The following is an 18,926-nucleotide window of genomic DNA, read 5'->3' as shown; positions in this document are numbered from 1 at the left end:
TCCACCGGCTGACGAACCGCCTGCTGTCGGCATTTTGCAGCCTCTTGCGCCATATTCAACCATTGCGTTCGCGCCCGGCTTTCGCCAATGAAGGCCGATGAGTTCCCCTTTGCCAGCCAGCCGGCGCCAGCGGCTCGATGAATTGCTCGTCGGGCGCGGTCTGTTTGCCAGCCGCTCGCGCGCCCGCGACGCGATCGAGCGCGGCACGGTGACGGTTGACGGCGCCGTCGCCCGCAAGCCCGGCCAGCCTGTCGCGCCGGACTGCCTGGTCGCCATCGACGATCCGGCGCGGGCCTATGTGTCGCGCGCGGCGCTGAAGCTGATCGCCGGCCTCGACCGTTTCGGCCTCGATCCTTCCGGCAGCGAAGCGCTCGATGTCGGCGCCTCGACGGGCGGCTTCACCCAGGTGCTGCTCGAGCGCCGCGCGGCCCATGTCACGGCGATCGATGTCGGTCACGGCCAGATCCATCCCGACATTGCCGGCGACCCGCGTGTGACGGTGATCGAAGGACTGAACGCCCGCGATCTGACGGCCGCCGATCTCGGCGGCCGCGTTCCCGGTTTCCTTGTCTGCGACGTCAGCTTCATCTCGCTGAAGCTGGCGCTGCCGCCGGCGCTGGAATTGGCGGGCGAGGGCGCCAAGGCAATTCTGCTGGTCAAGCCGCAATTCGAGGGCGGCCGCGAGGCCATCGGCAAGGGCGGCCTGCTCAAGGATCCGGGCGATGCCGACCGGATTGCTGCAAATTTGCGCGACTGGCTGGCCGGCATTCCCGGCTGGCGCGTGCTGGGACTCGAGCCGTCGCCGATCGAAGGCGGCGACGGAAACCGCGAGTTCCTGCTCGCCGCCATGAAGGACGAGCGATGAGCACACGCTTCACCATCGCAAGGCTCGGTTCGCAGGGCGACGGTATCGCCAATGCCGAAGGCGGGGAGGTCTTCATCCCGTTCACGCTGCCGGGCGAGACGGTCACGGCCGCGCGCCAGAAGGACCGCGCCGCGCTGATGTCGGTATTGGAAGCCTCGCCGCTCAGGATCGATCCCGCCTGCCGCCATTTCACCGAATGCGGCGGCTGCGCGCTGCAGCATTACGAGGCTGGAGCCTACCGGCAATGGAAGCGCGAGAGGGTCGTGCAGGCGCTGAAGCTCAAGGGCATCGCTTGCGACATCGCTGCGCTGGTGCCTTGCGCGCCGCACACCCGCCGCCGGGTCACGTTCAGTGCCAGGCGCACGGATGCCGGCATGCTGCTGGGCTTCGTGCGCGCGCTGTCTTCCGAGATTATCCCGATCGAGGAATGCCCGATCTCGCTGCCCGCGATCGTCTCGGCGCTCGATAAATTGCGCGCCCTAGCCGGCTTGGTCTGCGCGACCCCGAAGGCATTTCATATGACGGTGACCGTCACCGCTTCAGGCCTCGACGTGGCTGTGCACGATGCCGGCAAGCTTGGCGACCATCAGCGCCGTATCGCGTCCAATTTCGTCTTGGCCGAAGGCCTGGCAAGGCTTTCCGTCGACGGCGAGATCGTCGTCGAGCCGAAGAAGCCGGTGGTGCAGTTCGGGCCCGTCGCGGTCGCCGTGCCCCCGGGCGCCTTCCTGCAGGCGACAGAGGCCGCCGAGCAGGTGATGGCAAGCCTCGTCGGCCAGCATCTGTCGCGCGCCAGGAAGATCGCCGACCTGTTTGCCGGCTGCGGCAGCTTCGCGCTCAGGCTCGGCGCGCAATCCGAGGTCCATGCCGTCGAGGGCGATGCGCCGGCGCTCGCCGCGCTCGACCGCGCCTTCCGCTTCGCCGGCGGCCTGAAGCGGGTGACCAGCGAACGCCGCGACCTGTTCCGCCGGCCGCTGACCTTCAAGGAGTTGAACGCCTTCGACGGACTGGTCTTCGATCCGCCACGCGCCGGCGCCGAGGACCAGTCGAAGCAGATCGCCCGTTCCGACGTGCCGCTGGTCGCCGCGGTGTCCTGCAATCCGGTGACGCTGGCACGGGACCTGCGCATCTTGATCGATGGCGGCTACATGCTGAAGAGCGTCACGCCGATCGACCAGTTCCTGTGGTCGCCGCATGTCGAAGCCGTCGCGCTTTTGGAGAAGCCGAAGCGGCGGCGGTAGCTCGCGGCCGGAACTCGCGTGAAAACTGTGAAGCCTCTGTTCTTTCGACGAAATTGCGCCCTAAAGCCGCCTTTTTGCAGGGTCTTAATTCTGCGGTTAGGGAAACATTCCTGCCTCTCCGGCGTTGTCGCGTTGGACGAAATGGCGGACAAGGATGGCGGATTGCAATGCGCTCGCTTCGGAAAGTCATCGGCCTTGTCGTCGTTCTCATCGCGTTCGCCGTCGCGTCCACGACGGGCGCGCTCGCCCAACAGCAGAAGCGTCTCGCATTCGTCATCGGCAACGCCGCCTATCCGTCGGATGCGCTGGTCACCTCCGCGAATGACGCCGGTCTGATCGCCCAGACCCTGCAGGCAGCAGGGTTCGATGTGGTCGGCGCACGCGATGTCGACCAGGGCTCGTTGCGTGGCGCGCTGCGCGATTTTCTTGGAAAGGTTTCTGCCGCCGGCCCGGACGCGACCGTTTTCGTATACCTCGCCGGCCGCGGCGTGCAGTTCGAAGGCGAGAACTATTTCTTGCCGGTCGACGCCCGGATCGCCAATCCGGCCGACGTGCCGCTGCAGGCCATGCGGCTCTCCGATATCACCAAGTCGCTGGCGGGACTGCCGGCGAAGGTCAATATCGTTGTCCTCGACGCGGCTCGGCCCAATGCCCTTCCGAAAATGAGCCAGCCGCTGGCTAGCGGTCTCGCGCTGGTCGACCCCGACCCCAACATGCTGATTGCCTTCAACGCGGCGCCCGGAACGGTTGCGCCGGAAGGCAAGGGCCCATACGGCGCCTATGCTCAGGCGCTCGCCGAGATGATGCGCGAAGGCGGCTTGTCGCTTGACGATGTTTTCGACCGCACGCGGCTACGCGTCAACGAGGTGACGCAAGGTGCCGAAATTCCGTGGGACGCCTCGAAGATCAGCGCGCCTTTCGTCTTCTTCGAACGCGCTCCGGACGCGCCGCCGCCGAAGGTTTCGGAGGCCGAAGAACGGGCCAACCGGACCAGGCCGATCCGCGACTTCAATGCGCATGACGCCTATGTTGCGGCACTCGATCGCGATACGATGCGCGGCTACGAGGAATTCCTCGTCGCCTATCCGCACGATCCGATGGCCAAGCGTGTGCGCGCCATCATCGCTGCGCGGCGCGAGGCGATCACCTGGCGCGAAACATGGCTGCGGGATACGCCGGAGGCTTATTGGTCCTACCTCGAGCGCTATCCGCACGGGCTGCATGCCTGGGACGCGCGCCGCCGGCTGGGGCATTTCGACGCCGAGCTCGAGCCACCGACGAGCTTCACCGTCATCGTCTACGACGTGCCGCCGCCGCCGCCGGAGGAAATCATCTATGTCGACAGGCCGGTGCTCTATTTCGACGATCCCGATTTCGACTTCGAGCCGCCGCCGCCGATCGACGTGATATTCCTGCCGCCGCCGCCGCCGGATTTCGTCGTGCTGCCGCCGCCCCCGCCGCCGGTCGATGTTTACGTCCTGCCGACGCCGGTCTTCGTCCCCGTGCCGGTCTGGATCAGGCCGCCGCGTGACATCGTGCCGCCGCCGAACGACATCATCTTCAACAACATTCACAACACAACCGTCATCAACAACAACACGACGATCAACAACGAGCCGGCCAATCAGGCCGGACAGCCAAACGCCAATGCACCGAGCGGTCTCACCACCGGGCAGAAGATGGCGGTTGGCGCGGGCGCGGCCGCGCTAGCGGCCAAGGTGGCGCTGCCGCCGTTGCTGCAGAAAAGGGCGGTGCTGTTCAAGCAAAATCAGGACGGCCAGCCGCTGAAGCCGGGCCAGGCTGCCACGCAGGGCCAGCAGCCTGGTGCGACGCCGCAATCGCTGAAACCAGGCCAGGCTGTCACGCAGGGCCAGCAGCCGGGTGCGACGCCGCAGGCGAAGACGATGGGCAAGCTCTCGACCGATCACGCCTTGCCGGGAGCTGACGGCAAAGCGCTGCCGCTCGTCAACGGCAAACCGGTGCTCAACGGCCAGAACGCGCCCAACAGGAGGGTGCTGGGCAAGCAAGGCCCTGTGAGCCGCAACCAGCAGGCTACCGGGAATGCCGGCGCCCCCGTCACGGGCAACGGCCAGCAGAACGGAGTTGTCGACGATCAGGGCAAGAAGGGCAAGTTCCGCAAGTTGCCGACCGTCAATGGCGCGTCGGGCGAGAACGGGCAGAACGCCCAGCAGAGGTTCGGGAAGAACAATGCGAATACGTTGTCCGGCCAGAACGAAGGCAGACCGAGGAAGCTGACACGCAAGGATCTGTCGGCAGGCCAGACAACTGTCGGCCCGAGCGATCAAGATTTGGCCAACGGAGGCGATAAGGGCAAGAAGTTCCGCAAGCTGCCGGCGGTCAACGGCGCGCCAGGCGAGAACGGGCAGAACGCTCAGCAGAGGTTCGGGAAGAACAATCCGAATGCGTTGTCCGGCCAGAACGAAGGCAGACCGAGGAAGCTGACACGCAAGGATCTGTCGGGAGGCCAGACAGCCCTCAGCCCGAGCGATCAAGGCTCGGTCAACGGAGGCGACAGCGGTAAGAAGTTCCGCAAGCTGCCGACCGTCAACGGCGCGCCGGCCGACAACCGGGCGAGCGTGCAGGAGCGGCTCAGGAGAAACAATCCGAGTGTGTTCTCCGACCAGAATCAGGGTTCGGCCAACGCAAACAGGAAGTTCCGCAGGCTGCCTAACGGCGAAGAGGGTTCCGCCGGCGCAGGCATCAACGTCCAGCGCAACTTCAAGCAGGAAAGGCCGAACGTGCAGGTGCTCAGGCCGCAAAGGCCAGAGTTCCAGGCGCAGCCAAAGCCTCAGATGCAAGAGAGACGCCTGCAGCAGTTGAGGCCTGAGCCTCAGATGCAAGAAAGACGCTTCCAGCAGCAACCGCGGCCTCAGCCTCAGATACAGGAACGGCGCCTGCCGCAGCAGCTCAAAGAGCCGCCGCCGCAGGGAAACAAGAAGCCGACCTGCGGGCGTCCTGGCGAGCCGCCCTGCCAGCAGTAGGCCAGCAAGGCTTGGCCGCGGGCGGCAACGCCTTGCCATGGGCCGGATTTTCCGGCCTATAATTTTGCGAGGTAGAAAATGTGACGGATCAGTCCGTCAAAGCAGACAAGACCGCTCTGGTCACGCCGGGAGCGATTGCGGGAAAAGGTGAAAGGTTCGGGCTCGGCGACTTCGCATAGCCTTCCGTGCGGAATTGCATCCCAGGAAAATAGAGCGGCTCGCCGTTTCCGCGAAACGGTGAAACGCTCTGGCCCTTACGAGCTCGGAGACAGCCGTTTCGCTGTGCCGCCGCGCTGGTTGATCGACACCCAGGTGTTCGGGTTCTGCTGCGATTGGCGTTTCAGGAAATAATAGCCGGTGGCGTTCCAGGGGCGGATTTCGTCGACCAGATTGTCCAGCACGAGATCGCCCTTGTCGGTCTTCACCGTCAGAATGGTGTGGCCCTCATTGTGGAGATCGCGCACCACCGTCATCAGCAGCGCCTGCCGGGGGAAGCCCGCTTCCAGGAGCAGCTTGCGCTTGTAGAGCGCGTAGATCTTGCAGTCGCCCTTGCCGTCCGTCGGATAGTCCCAGTGGTCCATCGTCGTGCCCCAGTGGTCATAGTTGCTGACGGGCTTGATGGAGCGGTTCGCCTTCTGGTTTACCCGCTTGAGGATGCCCATGTTCTGCGCTGTCAGCCTGACGCTTGTGGCAGGCAGGGCAGGCACTTTGCATTCCTTCGGCCGGCGATGACAGAAATCGAGCCAGCCATATGGGACGCTGGTGCTGCCACCGACTGCGGCGGAGCTCGCAGCCGTTAGCTTGAACAGCGACGACTGCGCCGCTGCGGGGTCGATTTGCAGCGATGATGCGCCAACCAGGGAAACGAGGCCAATGAGGAAAGAAGAAGTCAGGACGCCAGGAGAACGCTGCATTGCCGACACCACCGCAACGAGAAGACTGGCGACAAGCTAATGCGCAAACGCCCGCCCCGCCAATTGAACAATTAATAATGTCCTAACACGATTGTGTTCACTTCAAGGTGGAGCCGGAATCAACCCGCCTGGCGCGCGGAGACTGATCCGGATGGTCGTTCGTCAGGCAGTGGACGATAGACCTCAAACCCTGGTGCCGCCCACCGTCATCTGGTTCATCCGCAGATGCGGCTGGCCGACGCCGACGGGCACGCCCTGTCCGGCCTTGCCGCACATGCCGATCCCGGTGTCGAGCTTCATGTCGTTGCCGATCATGCTGACGCGGTGCATGGCGTCCGGCCCGTTGCCGATCAGCATCGCGCCCTTGATCGGCTGCGTCACCTTGCCGTTCTCGATCATGTAGGCTTCGGTGCAGCCGAACACGAACTTGCCGGAGGTGATGTCGACCTGGCCGCCGCCGAAGGAAACGGCATAGATGCCGTTCTTGACCGAGGCGATGATCTCTTCCGGCTCCATGTCGCCCGAGGTCATGTAGGTGTTGGTCATGCGCGGCATCGGCTGGTGCGCATAGCCTTCGCGGCGGCCGTTGCCCGTCGCCTTCATGCCCATCAGCCGGGCGTTCTGGCGGTCCTGCATATAGCCGACCAGTATGCCGTCATCGATCAGCACATTGCGCGCCGAGGGCGTTCCTTCGTCGTCGACAGTGAGCGAGCCGCGCCGCTCGGGGATGGTGCCGTCATCGACTACGGTGACACCCTTCGCCGCCACCTGTTGGCCCATCAGGCCGGCGAAAGCCGATGTCTTCTTGCGGTTGAAATCGCCTTCGAGCCCGTGCCCGACCGCCTCGTGCAGCATCACACCCGGCCAGCCGCTGGACAGCACGATGTCGAATGTGCCGGCGGGCGCCGGAACCGCTTCCAGATTGACCAGCGCCTGCCGCAGCGCCTCGCTGGCGGCATGCTTCCAGCTTTCCTCGCCGACGAACTCGCCAAAGCTCTTGCGGCCGCCCATGCCGTAGGAGCCGCTCTCCTGCCGGTCGCCATCGCCGACCACCACGGAAACGTTGATCCGCACCAGCGGGCGGATGTCGCGCACAATCTGGCCGTCGCCGCGCACGATCTCGACATGCTGCCACGAAGCGGCAAGCGACGCCGTCACCTGGCGCACGCGCGGATCCTTGGCGCGCAGCCAGCCGTCGATCTCCTGCAACAGCTTGGCCTTGGCCTCGAAGGAAGGCGAGGGGATAGGGTTCTCGTCGCCATAGAGATGGCGGTTGGTGCGGGCGGGCGCTCCGGCCAATGTCCCGGAATAGCCGCCTTTGACAGCCGAGACTGCGTCCGCCGCGCGCAACAGCGAGGCTTCGGAGAGGTCGCTCGAATGCGCATAACCGCTGGCCTCGCCGGCCACGGCACGCAGGCCGAACCCCTGGTCGGTGTTGAAATTGGCCGTCTTCAGTCGGCCATTATCGAACATCAGCGCTTCGTTCTCGCTGTATTCGAGGAACAGCTCGCCGTCGTCGGCGCCCTTGATGGTCTCGGTGACGATCTCCTTGACGCGATCGTCGGAAATGTCGAATTGGCCGATCAGGCTGTTCATGGCAAATCCATTCATGGAAACAAATCGTTCCTCGGCATGTAGGCGCGAAGCCTCCGTCGCACAATCGCCAACTGGGTCAAGGCGACGATCGCGCCGCCATCACTTGCCGCTGACGAAGTCCTTGATGTTGCCGGCCATCGCGTTCCAATTGGAAAACTGCTCCTCGAGATTGGCCCTGGTGATGCCGCCGGCAAAGCTGACATCCATCCTGAAATTCGAGCCGTCGCCCGAATAGGCCTTCACCCAGCGGTATTTTGCGTTCCAGGCGTTGGCTTGGTCAGCGGTAAGCGGGTCGGCGTAGCCGGTCGCGAATTGCAGCGACTTGCAGTTCTCGTGGTCTTCGCAGCCGTAGAAATAGATCAGGTATTTAACGCCGTCGATCCGCCCCGAAATCATCGGATCGCCGTTGTCGTCCTTGCCCATCCTGGCGGAACCGAAGCCCTTGGCGATATCGAGGATCGCCGCCGGATCGGGCCTCTGGAGGATTTCGGCGTCCTCGGCCCGGGCGGCCGAAACCGCACCGGCCAGCGCCAGCCCAGCGATGAAAGCGGACAATGACGTGCGCATGGAGCCTCCTGCCGCCAAATCCGCATTCGCCATCCGACCTCAGCGTCGGAAATGGCCGCGGTGCATGGGCAAGAAGATCAAGGTAGGGCGGCGAAGCCGTCTGCAAAGCCCTTGAGATCGACGGGAATGCCAATGCCTTCCTCGGGGGTCTGGAAGACGATGAAGGTGGCCGACGTGCCGCTCTTCAGCGTGTCGAGCAGCGGTTTTTCAAGGATCACCTCGGCGTAGCAGCCGTCCTGGAAGCAGCGCACGAAATAGGCGCGGCCGATATCCTTGCCGTCGACATTGAGGCCAAGCCCGTTGGGCAGGAGCACGCCGAGCGGCGCCAGCACGCGCAGGATCTCTGCCTTGTTGTCGGCTGTGCGCAGCACCACGACCGAAAGCCCCATTTCAGGGCGGTCCTCGGCGACGACGTTCTGCATCATCACGCATTGCTCTGAGGTAGCACCTGCAGGCGTATCGCAGATGATCGACCACGCGCCATGCGTCGACTTCACCGTGCCGCTCGGCGGCTTGGCGTCGTTAGGCGAGGCGGGGGCGCCGCCGGCTACGCCGACACCGAGCAAGGCGACGGCAAGGACGACCTTCGCCAGGGTTCTCGAAAGCCTGGAAGTCATAACGGCTCCATTGCGAATCACGGCACTTTAAGCCGCGCCGGGGCCAAGTAAAGGACGAGACCTCCGCCGGTCCGCCCCGATACCGGCAATTGCATGCTTTTCCAAAGCAAATTTGCCCGAATTGCGACCGTCGCGCATATAGCATGGCTCGCGCCGAACGCGGCCTTCGGCCTGCGCGCAAAAATGCCGCACGGTTTCCTCCGCTCCTTTCTTGCGGAGGGAAATAGAGTATGGTTTGAACCAGCCTCGGGACAGCCCGGGATTCCCAATTCCGGTGTCGTCCGTTATTGGTGCGACCAGATCGCGGGAAGTGGGAGACGAGAGGGCGATGAGGAAATTCCTGGCAAGCGCTGAATTCTTGGCAGGTACGGCAGCTTCGGCCGTGCTCTTCTCCGGTGCGGCGGCTCGCGCCGACCAGCCGCGGGAATGGGAGATGACCTTCCAGGCGCCCGCGACCGACATGATGCGGCAGATCGAGCGGTTTGGGAACTACACCATGTGGTTCATCGTCCCGATCACCATCCTCGTGCTGGTACTTCTGCTGGTCTGCATCGTCAGGTTCCGCGCCAGCGCCAATCCGGTGCCGTCCAGGACCAGCCACAACACGCTGATCGAGGTGATCTGGACCGTCGGGCCGGTGATCGTGCTTCTGCTCATCGCCATTCCCTCCTTCCAACTGCTCACCGCTCAATACACCCCGCCTGAAGAAGCCAAGCTCACCGTCAAGGCGACCGGCAACCAGTGGAACTGGGATTACGAGTACCAGGTAGACAAGACCTTCTCCTTCAACTCGGCGGTTCTTCAGGATGCCGACCGCGCCAAGGCTGGCAAGGAAGATCGCGCCCGCTATCCGCGTCTGCTGGCGGTCGACAACGAGCTGGTCGTGCCGGTCAACACCATGACCCGCGTGCTGATCACCGCCACCGACGTCATCCACTCCTTCGCCGTGCCGTCCTTCGGCATCAAGATGGATGCCGTCCCCGGCCGCACCAACGAGACCTGGTTCAAGGCGGAGAAGGAAGGCCTCTACTACGGCCAGTGCTCGCAGCTCTGCGGCAAGGACCATGCCTTCATGCCGATCGCCGTGCGCGTGGTGTCCGATGCGCAGTTCAAGACCTGGCTGGATACGGCCAAGACCGACGTGCCCGCCGCCAACAAGGCGCTGATGGCCGAGATCGATGGTACCAACAAGGTAGCGGCCGCCGGCAACTGATGCTGCGGGTTAGCAAGATTTAGGGAACGGAGCGGAACATGGCAGAGGCTGCAGCTCACGATCACGGCGACCACAGGCCGCATGGCTGGGTCCGCTGGGTCTACTCGACCAACCACAAGGACATCGGCACGCTCTACCTGATCTTCGCGATCATGGCCGGCATCATCGGCGCCGCGCTCTCGGTCGCCATCCGCATGGAGCTGCAGGAGCCGGGCATCCAGATCTTCAGCGGCCTGGCGCAGATGGTCTACGGCATGCAGGGCGACGCCGCCATCGACGGCGGCAAGAGCATGTACAACGCCTTCGGCGCCGCGCACGGCCTGATCATGATCTTCTTCATGGTCATGCCGGCGCTCATCGGCGGCTTCGCCAACTGGATGGTGCCGATCATGATCGGCGCGCCGGACATGGCCTTCCCGCGCATGAACAACATCTCGTTCTGGCTGCTGCCGCCTGCCTTCATCCTGCTGCTCTCCTCGATGTTCGTGCCGAGCGCGCCGGGCGCCTTCGGCGTCGGCGGCGGCTGGACCATCTATCCGCCGCTCTCGACGTCCGGCCAGCCAGGCCCGGCGATGGACCTGGCGATCCTCTCGATCCATATCGCCGGCGCGTCGTCGATCCTCGGCGCCATCAACTTCATCACCACCATCTTCAACATGCGCGCTCCCGGCATGACGCTGCACAAGATGCCGCTGTTTGCCTGGGCGGTGCTGATTACCGCCTTCCTGCTGCTTCTGTCGCTGCCGGTCCTGGCGGGCGCCATCACCATGCTGCTCACTGACCGCAATTTCGGCACCGCTTTCTTCGTGCCGGACCAGGGCGGTGACCCGATCCTCTTCCAGCATCTGTTCTGGTTCTTCGGCCATCCCGAGGTGTACATCCTGATCCTGCCGGGCTTCGGCATCATCAGCCATATCGTCTCGACCTTCTCGAAGAAGCCGGTGTTCGGCTATCTCGGCATGGCCTACGCCATGGTCGCGATCGGCGCCGTCGGCTTCATCGTCTGGGCGCACCACATGTACACGACCGGCCTGTCGCTCGACACGCAGCGTTACTTCGTGTTTGCCACCATGGTCATCGCGGTGCCGACCGGCGTGAAGATCTTCTCCTGGATCGCCACCATGTGGGGCGGCTCGATCTCCTTCAAGCCGCCGATGCTGTGGGCGCTGGGCTTCATCTTCCTGTTCACCATCGGTGGCGTCACCGGCGTCCAGCTGGCCAATGCCGGCCTCGACCGCTCGCTGCACGACACCTATTTCGTGATCGCCCACTTCCACTACGTGCTGTCGCTGGGCGCGGTGTTCGCCATCTTCGCCGGCTGGTACTACTGGTTCCCGAAGATGACCGGCTACATGTACTCGCCGGTTATCGCCAACACCCACTTCTGGGTCACGTTCGTCGGCGTCAACCTGATCTTCTTCCCGCAGCACTTCCTCGGCCTCGCCGGCATGCCGCGCCGTACCGTCGACTATCCGGACGCGTTCGCCGGCTGGAACATGGTTTCGTCCTACGGCTCCTACATCGCGGCCGTCGGCGTCGCGATCTTCCTCTACGGCGTGTTCGAGGCCTTCCAGAAGAAGCGCGTCGCCGGCGCCAACCCGTGGGGCGAGGGCGCCACCACGCTCGAATGGCAGCTGCCCTCGCCGCCGCCGTTCCACCAGTGGGAACAGCTGCCGAAGATCAGGTAGGCAGCGTCCCGACGCATACGAGACCGCCGGCTTGCCCGGCGGTCTTGGCCAACGGAATGATGGACTTTAAGTACGCATGGCCCTTGCCGAAGACAGATTGATGGAGGAAGCGGGTTTTCGCATGTCGGAAGCGACCGCAGGCGATTTCTTCGCCCTCCTGAAGCCGCGTGTCATGTCGCTGGTCGTCTTCACGGCGTTTGTCGGCATGATCGCGGCGCCCGTGGCCATCAATCCGCTCATGGCGGTGATCGCCATCCTCGCAATCGCCATTGGCGCCGGTGCTTCCGGCGCGCTCAACATGTGGTACGACGCCGACATCGACGCCGTGATGACGAGGACCGCCGGCCGCCCGGTGCCGTCCGGTCGCGTCACCCCAGGCGAGGCGTTGAGCTTTGGCCTTGTGCTGTCAGTGCTGTCGGTGATGACGCTCGGCGTGCTGGTCAACTGGCTGTCGGCATCGCTTCTCGCCTTCACCATCTTCTTCTACGCCGTCATCTACACGATGTGGCTGAAGCGCTGGACGCCGCAGAACATTGTCATCGGCGGCGCCGCCGGCGCCATCCCGCCGGTAATCGGCTGGGCCGCCGTGACCGGCTCGGTCAGCCTCGAAAGCGTGATCCTGTTCCTGATCATCTTCCTGTGGACGCCGCCGCATTTCTGGGCGCTGGCTCTCTTCAAATCCGACGACTACGCCCGCGCCGGCATCCCGATGATGCCGAATGTCGCCGGCCATGCTTCGACCCGTAGGCAGATCTTTGCCTATGCGCTGATCCTGGCGCCGGTCGGGGTGCTGCCCTGGGCGCTCGGCTACACCACGGCCGGCTACGGCGTCGTCTCGGCGGCCCTCGGCGCGGGCTTCGTCTGGTATGCCTGGAAAGTGCTTGCCATGGCCGACGACGATCGCGCGATGAAGCCGGCCAAGGCCCTGTTCGGCTACTCGCTGCTCTATCTCTTCGCTATCTTTGCCGCCTATCTCGTCGATTGCGTGGTCGGGCGCGCCCTCATGATGGGGGGAGCATGATCGTGGCTGACAAGAAACTCGAACTGGTCACGCTGACCGAACGCCAGCAGAAGGCCCGTCGCAACCGCTCCATCGCCATCGGTCTTGCGCTGGCAGCGCTGGTCGTCGTCTTCTATGCCGCCACCATCGTGCGCTTCGGTCACAGCGGAGCCAGCATCACCGGCTCCGGCCTGCTGGGAGGCGGCTGATGGGCGGCGAGGCCAGCAGCAAGCCCCGCAAGGTGAACAACGGCATCGTCGCCGCCGTCTGCCTCGCCTTCTTCACCGGCATGGTCGGCATGGCCTATGCGGCGGTGCCGCTCTACAAGATGTTCTGCCAGGTCACCGGCTATGGCGGGACCACGCAGCGCGCCGAGAAGCAATATGCCGGCCGCGTGCTCGACCGTGATATCACCATCCGCTTCGATGCCAACACCAACGGCATTCCATGGCAGTTCGAGCCTGTCGGCCGCTCGGTGACGATCAAGATCGGCGCGACGGCGCAGGCGCATTACAGCGCCACCAACAAGTTCGACCGCACCATTACCGGCCGCGCCTCGTTCAACGTGCAGCCGGAAATGGCCGGTGCCTATTTCAACAAGGTGGAGTGCTTCTGCTTCACCGACACGACGCTGAAGCCCGGCGAGACGCTGGACATGCCGGTCGTGTTCTATGTCGATCCAGACATCGTCAACGTGCCGGAACTCAAGGACTTGAAGACCATCACCCTGTCCTACACGATGTTCCCGGTCGAAAACAAACAGCCGGTCGCCTCCTCGGCGCCGGCCGCTGGCAGCAGCAACAAAGTTCCAGAGTCCGACGCAAGCCTCGGGGGTTGATATGGCAGACGCGCACGCAAAACCACAACACGACTACCATCTCGTCAACCCCAGCCCCTGGCCTTTCCTGGGTTCCGTCGGCGCGCTGGTCACCGCCATCGGCGGCGTCTGCCTGATGCAGTATCTGAAGGGCGGCAACTTCCCGGTCTTCGGCCATAACATCGCCAATCCGTGGCTGTTCTTCATCGGCATGATCATCGTGCTCTACACGATGTTCGCCTGGTGGTCGGATACCATCAAGGAAGCGCATGAGGGTCACCACACGCGCGTCGTGTCGCTGCATCTGCGCTACGGCATGATCATGTTCATCGCCTCCGAGGTGATGTTCTTCGTCGCCTGGTTCTGGGCCTTCTTCGACGCCAGCCTGTTCCCGGGCGAAGCCTCGCAATATGCCCGCACCGCCTTCACCGGCGGCGTGTGGCCGCCGAAGGGGCTTGAAGTCCTCGATCCCTTCCACTTGCCGCTCTACAACACCATCATCCTGCTTCTGTCGGGCACGACGGTGACCTGGGCGCACCACGCGCTTCTGCATGGCGACCGCAAGGGCCTGATCAACGGCCTGGTGCTGACCGTCGGCCTCGGCATGCTGTTCACCATGGTGCAGGCCTACGAGTATATGCACGCTCCGTTCGGCTTCAGGGATTCGATCTACGGCGCCACCTTCTTCATGGCCACCGGCTTCCACGGCTTCCACGTCATCATCGGCACCATCTTCCTGCTGGTCTGCCTGATCCGCGCGTGGCGCGGCGACTTCACCCCGAAGCAGCATTTCGGCTTCGAGGCGGCCGCCTGGTACTGGCACTTCGTCGACGTGGTCTGGCTGTTCCTGTTCAGCGCCATCTATGTCTGGGCCTCGAACGGCGCACTGATCGAAGGCCATTAAACCGACGGGCTTCGGAATCCCAAAGGGCGGCTGCGGCGACGTGGCCGCCTTATTCTTTGGGACAAAAAGGTCTACGGTGAGAACATGAGCGAAGACAAGGCGATCTGGCCACCTATCGATCCGGTCTCGGCCGGTCTGCATGGCCGCTGTCCGCGCTGCGGCGAAGGCAAGCTGTTCTCGGGTTTCCTCACCATCGGCAAGCGCTGCTATAATTGCGGGCTCGACTATTCCTTCGCCGATGCGGGCGACGGGCCGGCCGTGTTCGTCATCCTGATCATCGGCTTCGTCGTCGTCGGCCTCGCATTGTGGGTGGAGGTGACGTTCAGTCCGCCGCTCTGGCTGCACTTCATTTTGTGGATACCGCTGGCGCTGGTGCTCTGCCTGACGGCACTGCGCCTCATCAAGGGCGTGCTGATCACCTTGCAATATTCCAAGAAGGCCGCTGAAGGCAGGCTGGAATCCCAAGAATGAATGAGACTACAGGCTCGGTTGCCGACCGTTCGCGGCCGCGCTTAGCGTTGCTCATCGGTCTCGGCCTCATCCTGTTCGCCGTCCTGATCGGGCTCGGCACCTGGCAGGTCCAGCGCTTGCACTGGAAGGAGGACCTGCTCGCGACCATCGATAAGCGCACGCATTCCGCGCCGTTGCCGCTGACCGACGTCGAGAAGCAATTCGCCGCTTCCCACGATGTCGACTACACCCCGGTGACGGTGACCGGCACGTTCCTGCACCAGGGCGAGCGGCACTTCTTTTCCACCTGGCAAGGCGACAGCGGCTTCAACGTCTACACGCCCCTGCAGCTCGAGGACGGCCGCTTCGTGCTCGTCAACCGCGGCTTCGTTCCCTATGACTTCAAGGATCCCTCCAAGCGCCGGCAGGGCGAAGTCGCCGGCAAGGTGACGGTGACCGGACTCGCCCGCAATCCGCTGCCTGCAAAGCCGTCGATGATGCTTCCCGACAATGACGTCGCCAAGAACATCTTCTATTGGAAGGACCGCGACGTCATGGCGGCGACCGCCGGTCTGCCTGCCGGGTTCGTGCTGGTGCCGTTCTTCGTCGATGCCGACAAGACGCCGAATCCTGGCGGCCTGCCGGTCGGTGGCGTCACCATCATCGACCTGCCGAACAACCATTTGCAATATGCCGTCACGTGGTACGGGCTGGCCGCCGCCCTTGCAGCCGTGCTGATCCTGAGGTTGCGCCGCCCGGCGAAGGAGCAGTGAGCGTGCTCGCTCTTGACAGGGCAGGGGTGCGCACCTCATTTCGCCTAATCAAACAGATAGAGCATGATGTCGTCCGAAAACCGCTTCACACTTTTCGGCATTATATTCTTGGTTCCGACTGAATCGGCCTTGCATTCATGACCCAGAAAAAGCCACCGCTGACGATCAGGCTCTGCCAGCCGCGCGGCTTCTGCGCCGGTGTCGACCGCGCCATCCAGATCGTCGTGCTGGCGCTGAAGAAATACGGCGCGCCGGTCTATGTCCGCCACGAGATCGTCCACAACCGCTACGTCGTCGAAGGGCTGCAGAGCCTGGGCGCCGTCTTCATCGAGGAACTGTCCGAGATTCCGCCGGAGCATCGTCAGTCGCCCGTCGTCTTTTCCGCGCATGGAGTGCCGAAATCGGTGCCGGCGGACGCCCAGGCGCGCAATCTCTTCTATCTCGACGCCACGTGCCCGCTCGTCTCCAAGGTGCACAAGCAGGCGATGCGCCACCAGCGGCTTGGTCGCCATGTGCTTTTGATCGGCCATGCCGGCCACCCGGAGGTGATCGGCACGATGGGCCAATTGCCGGAAGGCGCGGTGACACTGATCGAGACGGAGGCTGACGCCGCGCGCTTCGTGCCCGTCGACGCTTCGGCGCTGGGCTTCGTCACCCAGACGACCTTGTCGGTCGAGGACACGGCGGGCATCATTCGCGCGCTCCAGGAGCGGTTTCCCGAACTGCATGCGGCCGCGGCCGAATCGATCTGCTACGCCACTACCAACCGCCAGGAAGCGGTGAAGGAGACAGCGGCCGGCGCCGATCTTTTCCTTATCGTCGGCGCTCCCAATTCGTCCAATTCGCGTCGTCTTGTCGAAGTGGCGGAGCGCGCGGGCGCCACAATGTCGCTTCTCGTGCAGCGCGCCGCCGAAATTCCGTGGGATGAGATCGCCGGGATCAGGACGCTCGGCCTGTCGGCCGGCGCCTCGGCGCCGGAAATCATCGTCGACGAGATCATCGACGCGTTCCGGCAACGCTTCGACGTCACCATCGATCTGGCGGTCACAGCCACGGAAACGGAGGATTTTCCGGTGATGCGGGTTTTGCGCGATGTCGAACTGACGGCGGCCGACATGGCCTTCGTCAACGGAGCGGCGTGAAACCGGATGGCCGTCTACACCGACGTCAACGAAGGCGAGCTGACCGCATTCCTCAAGGCCTATCCGGTGGGTGAGCTGCTCTCCTACAAGGGCATCGCCGAAGGCACCGAGAATTCCAATTTCCTGGTCCACGCCTCGACCGGCTCCTATATCCTGACGCTCTACGAGAAGCGGGTCGACAAGGCCGACCTGCCGTTCTTTCTCGGCCTGATGGGCCATCTTGCCAGGAAAGGCATTTCCTGCCCGCTGCCGGTCACCGCGCATGACGGCACCGTCATCGGCACGCTGGCCGGCCGGCCCGCCGTCATCATCACCTTCCTCGAAGGCCTGTCGCTCAGGCGGCCGACGGCCGCGCATTGCGGCGAAGTCGGCAAGGCGCTCGCCGGCCTGCATCTTGCCGGCCAGGATTTTCAGATGCGAAGACCGAACGCGCTGGCGATCGACGGCTGGCGCAAGCTCTGGGCTGCCTCGCGCGAGCGCGCCGACGAGGTCGAGCCCGGCTTGGCGGCCGAGGTCGACGCCGACTTCAGCGATTTCGAGCGCAACTGGCCCACCGGCCTGCCGAAGGGCATCATCCATGCCGATCTGTTCCCGGACAATGTCTTCTTCCTCGGCGAGAAGCTTTCGGGACTGATCGACTTCTATTTCGCCTGCGACGACCTCTACGCCTATGATGTCGCCACCTGCCTCAACGCCTGGTGCTTCGAGAAGGATTTTTCCTTCAACCTGACCAAGGGGACGGCGCTGCTGGCCGGCTACCAGTCGGTGCGGCCGCTTCAGGGCGACGAGAAGGCGGCGCTGCCGATGCTGGCGCGCGGCTCGGCGCTGCGCTTCATGCTGACCCGCCTCTATGACTGGCTGACCATTCCGGATGGCGGGCTGGTGATGAAGCGCGATCCGACCGAATATATCCGCCGCATGCGCTTCCACCGCGCCATCAAGTCGCCATCCGAATACGGGCTGACATGAACAAGCAGATCGAGATCTTCACCGACGGCGCCTGCTCGGGCAATCCCGGGCCGGGCGGCTGGGGCGCCGTGCTGCGCTACAACGGCGTCACCAAGGAGCTGTCCGGCGGCGAGGCCGAGACCACCAACAACCGCATGGAGTTGCTGGCCGCCATCACCGCGCTCAACGCGCTGAAGGAGCCTTGCGCGGTCGACCTCTACACCGACAGCAAATACGTCATGGACGGCATCTCGAAGTGGATCCACGGCTGGAAAAAGAACGGCTGGAAGACCGGCGACAGGAAGCCGGTCAAGAATGGCGAGCTCTGGCAGGCGCTCGACGAGGCCAACCGGCGCCACAAGGTCGTCTGGCACTGGGTTAAAGGCCATGCCGGCCACCCGGAGAACGAGCGCGCCGACGAACTGGCCCGGCAGGGCATGGCGCCGTTCAAGAAGGGGCCGGTGAAGCCTGTTTTGGCGGCGCAGCCCGCAGCGCAGCCGAAGCGGCCGGCGGTTGCGAAGGCGCGACGCTCGACCCAGAGTTATTAGGCCTGCCGGCAGGCCGGCCGATGGCGGGAGGTTCACCGTGCCCTTAGCCTATTACATCACCCATCCCCAGGTTCGGATCGACGCCAACATTCCGGTGCCGGAATGGGGGCTGTCTGACATCGGCCGGGCAAGGGCTGTTGCGATGCTCGACCAGCCCTGGGTTGGCTCGATAGGGCGCCTCGTATCGTCCGCTGAACGCAAGGCGGTCGAAACTGCGCAAATCCTGGCGAAGCACCTTCATCTCGAGGTCGAGGTGCGGGAGCGGATGCACGAGAACGACCGGTCGGCGACGGGCTTCCTGCCGCCGCCGGAATTCGAAGCGGTTGCCGACGAGTTCTTCGCCAGGCCGCACGACAGTATCCGCGGATGGGAAAGGGCGATAGACGCACAGCAGCGCATCATGGACGAAGTCGACGCCGTGCTTGGCACCGGCCTCACCGGCAACGTGGCTTTCGTTGGCCACGGAGGCGTGGGGACACTTCTGCTGCTTTCGCTCGATGGCCGCGAGATCAGCCGTATCGCGGATCAGCCGGCGGGCGGCGGCAATTACTTCGCCTATGATATCGGCGCGCGCCGCATCCTCCACGCCTGGCGGCCGATCGACGATCGGGCGCCAGATCACGTCATTTGATCGCCTCCTGATG

At 64.1% G+C, this 18,926-nt stretch carries 19 protein-coding genes; 15 read left to right on the top strand and 4 right to left on the bottom strand.

Annotated elements, in window-relative coordinates; genetic code table 11:
- The first annotated feature begins 97 nt into the window (after positions 1–97).
- The 3 genes from LB535_RS12775 (at position 98) to LB535_RS12765 (ending at position 5,105) form a co-directional block, all read left to right on the top strand.
- Positions 98–865 (top strand): TlyA family RNA methyltransferase, encoded by a 768-nt coding sequence (locus LB535_RS12775; RefSeq protein ID WP_224632437.1) that lies wholly within the window; start codon positions 98–100, stop codon positions 863–865.
- Positions 862–2,103: a class I SAM-dependent RNA methyltransferase gene (locus tag LB535_RS12770; protein ID WP_224632436.1), complete on the top strand. Its 1,242-nt coding sequence runs from the start codon at positions 862–864 to the stop codon at positions 2,101–2,103. Before LB535_RS12775 ends, LB535_RS12770 begins: the two co-directional genes overlap by 4 nt.
- 167 nt (positions 2,104–2,270) lie before the next feature.
- Entirely contained in the window at positions 2,271–5,105 is a 2,835-nt protein-coding gene (locus LB535_RS12765) for a caspase domain-containing protein (protein WP_224632435.1), read from the top strand.
- Between the two features lie 254 nt (positions 5,106–5,359).
- Here the strand turns inward: LB535_RS12765 and LB535_RS12760 are convergent, their stop codons facing one another.
- The 4 genes from LB535_RS12760 to LB535_RS12745 form a co-directional block, all read right to left on the bottom strand.
- Positions 5,360–6,019, bottom strand: a complete 660-nt coding sequence (locus LB535_RS12760; protein WP_224632434.1) for a transglutaminase-like cysteine peptidase — start codon at positions 6,017–6,019, stop codon at positions 5,360–5,362.
- Positions 6,020–6,202: 183 nt separating this feature from the next.
- Complete coding sequence (tldD, locus tag LB535_RS12755; protein WP_224607569.1) at positions 6,203–7,615, bottom strand: metalloprotease TldD; 1,413 nt, start codon at positions 7,613–7,615, stop codon at positions 6,203–6,205.
- A 99-nt stretch (positions 7,616–7,714) separates the two neighbouring features.
- The gene (locus LB535_RS12750) at positions 7,715–8,182 is read right to left on the bottom strand and encodes a YbjN domain-containing protein (protein WP_224632433.1); all 468 of its coding nucleotides are present in this window, start codon (positions 8,180–8,182) and stop codon (positions 7,715–7,717) included.
- Between the two features lie 77 nt (positions 8,183–8,259).
- Positions 8,260–8,799, bottom strand: a complete 540-nt coding sequence (locus LB535_RS12745) for an invasion associated locus B family protein (RefSeq protein ID WP_224632432.1) — start codon at positions 8,797–8,799, stop codon at positions 8,260–8,262.
- Between the two features lie 211 nt (positions 8,800–9,010).
- On the opposite strand from LB535_RS12745, the gene coxB reads away from it, so the two are divergent.
- The 12 genes from coxB to LB535_RS12685 all read left to right on the top strand — a co-directional run bounded on the left by coxB (position 9,011) and on the right by LB535_RS12685 (position 18,913).
- Positions 9,011–10,012, top strand: coding sequence for a cytochrome c oxidase subunit II (gene coxB, locus LB535_RS12740; protein WP_411965842.1), 1,002 nt, complete (start codon positions 9,011–9,013; stop codon positions 10,010–10,012).
- Between the two features lie 38 nt (positions 10,013–10,050).
- On the top strand, positions 10,051–11,700 hold the full coding sequence (gene ctaD / locus LB535_RS12735) for a cytochrome c oxidase subunit I (protein ID WP_095766763.1): 1,650 nt from the start codon (positions 10,051–10,053) through the stop codon (positions 11,698–11,700).
- Positions 11,701–11,776: 76 nt separating this feature from the next.
- Entirely contained in the window at positions 11,777–12,721 is a 945-nt protein-coding gene (locus tag LB535_RS12730) for a heme o synthase (protein WP_224605091.1), read from the top strand.
- A complete protein-coding gene (locus LB535_RS12725; protein WP_140541531.1) occupies positions 12,718–12,909 on the top strand; it encodes a hypothetical protein in 192 nt (63 codons plus the stop codon). The genes LB535_RS12730 and LB535_RS12725 overlap by 4 nt, the downstream gene beginning before the upstream one ends.
- Positions 12,909–13,538 carry a cytochrome c oxidase assembly protein gene (locus LB535_RS12720; RefSeq protein ID WP_224632431.1) on the top strand — a complete coding sequence of 210 codons (630 nt, stop codon included), beginning with the start codon at positions 12,909–12,911 and terminating at the stop codon, positions 13,536–13,538. The genes LB535_RS12725 and LB535_RS12720 overlap by 1 nt, the downstream gene beginning before the upstream one ends.
- Position 13,539: 1 nt before the next feature.
- The gene (locus LB535_RS12715; RefSeq protein ID WP_095766767.1) at positions 13,540–14,421 is read left to right on the top strand and encodes a cytochrome c oxidase subunit 3; all 882 of its coding nucleotides are present in this window, start codon (positions 13,540–13,542) and stop codon (positions 14,419–14,421) included.
- An 84-nt stretch (positions 14,422–14,505) separates the two neighbouring features.
- Positions 14,506–14,892, top strand: coding sequence for a DUF983 domain-containing protein (locus tag LB535_RS12710; protein ID WP_224632430.1), 387 nt, complete (start codon positions 14,506–14,508; stop codon positions 14,890–14,892).
- On the top strand, positions 14,889–15,644 hold the full coding sequence (locus LB535_RS12705; protein ID WP_224632429.1) for an SURF1 family protein: 756 nt from the start codon (positions 14,889–14,891) through the stop codon (positions 15,642–15,644). Before LB535_RS12710 ends, LB535_RS12705 begins: the two co-directional genes overlap by 4 nt.
- A 137-nt stretch (positions 15,645–15,781) precedes the next feature.
- On the top strand, positions 15,782–16,786 hold the full coding sequence (ispH, locus tag LB535_RS12700) for a 4-hydroxy-3-methylbut-2-enyl diphosphate reductase (protein ID WP_140541535.1): 1,005 nt from the start codon (positions 15,782–15,784) through the stop codon (positions 16,784–16,786).
- A gap of 6 nt (positions 16,787–16,792) precedes the next feature.
- Positions 16,793–17,755, top strand: a complete 963-nt coding sequence (locus LB535_RS12695) for a homoserine kinase (protein WP_224632428.1) — start codon at positions 16,793–16,795, stop codon at positions 17,753–17,755.
- Positions 17,752–18,282 (top strand): ribonuclease HI, encoded by a 531-nt coding sequence (gene rnhA, locus LB535_RS12690; RefSeq protein WP_095766771.1) that lies wholly within the window; start codon positions 17,752–17,754, stop codon positions 18,280–18,282. Before LB535_RS12695 ends, rnhA begins: the two co-directional genes overlap by 4 nt.
- A 37-nt stretch (positions 18,283–18,319) precedes the next feature.
- Positions 18,320–18,913 (top strand): histidine phosphatase family protein, encoded by a 594-nt coding sequence (locus tag LB535_RS12685; RefSeq protein WP_224632427.1) that lies wholly within the window; start codon positions 18,320–18,322, stop codon positions 18,911–18,913.
- Positions 18,914–18,926: the final 13 nt, after the last annotated feature.

The sequence above is a fragment of the Mesorhizobium sp. CA10 genome, assembly GCF_020165285.1.
In the GTDB taxonomy this organism is placed as follows: Bacteria; Pseudomonadota; Alphaproteobacteria; order Rhizobiales; family Rhizobiaceae; genus Mesorhizobium.
The sequence above is the reverse complement of the archived record's forward strand: the minus strand, read 5'-3'. Positions and strand labels throughout refer to the sequence as shown.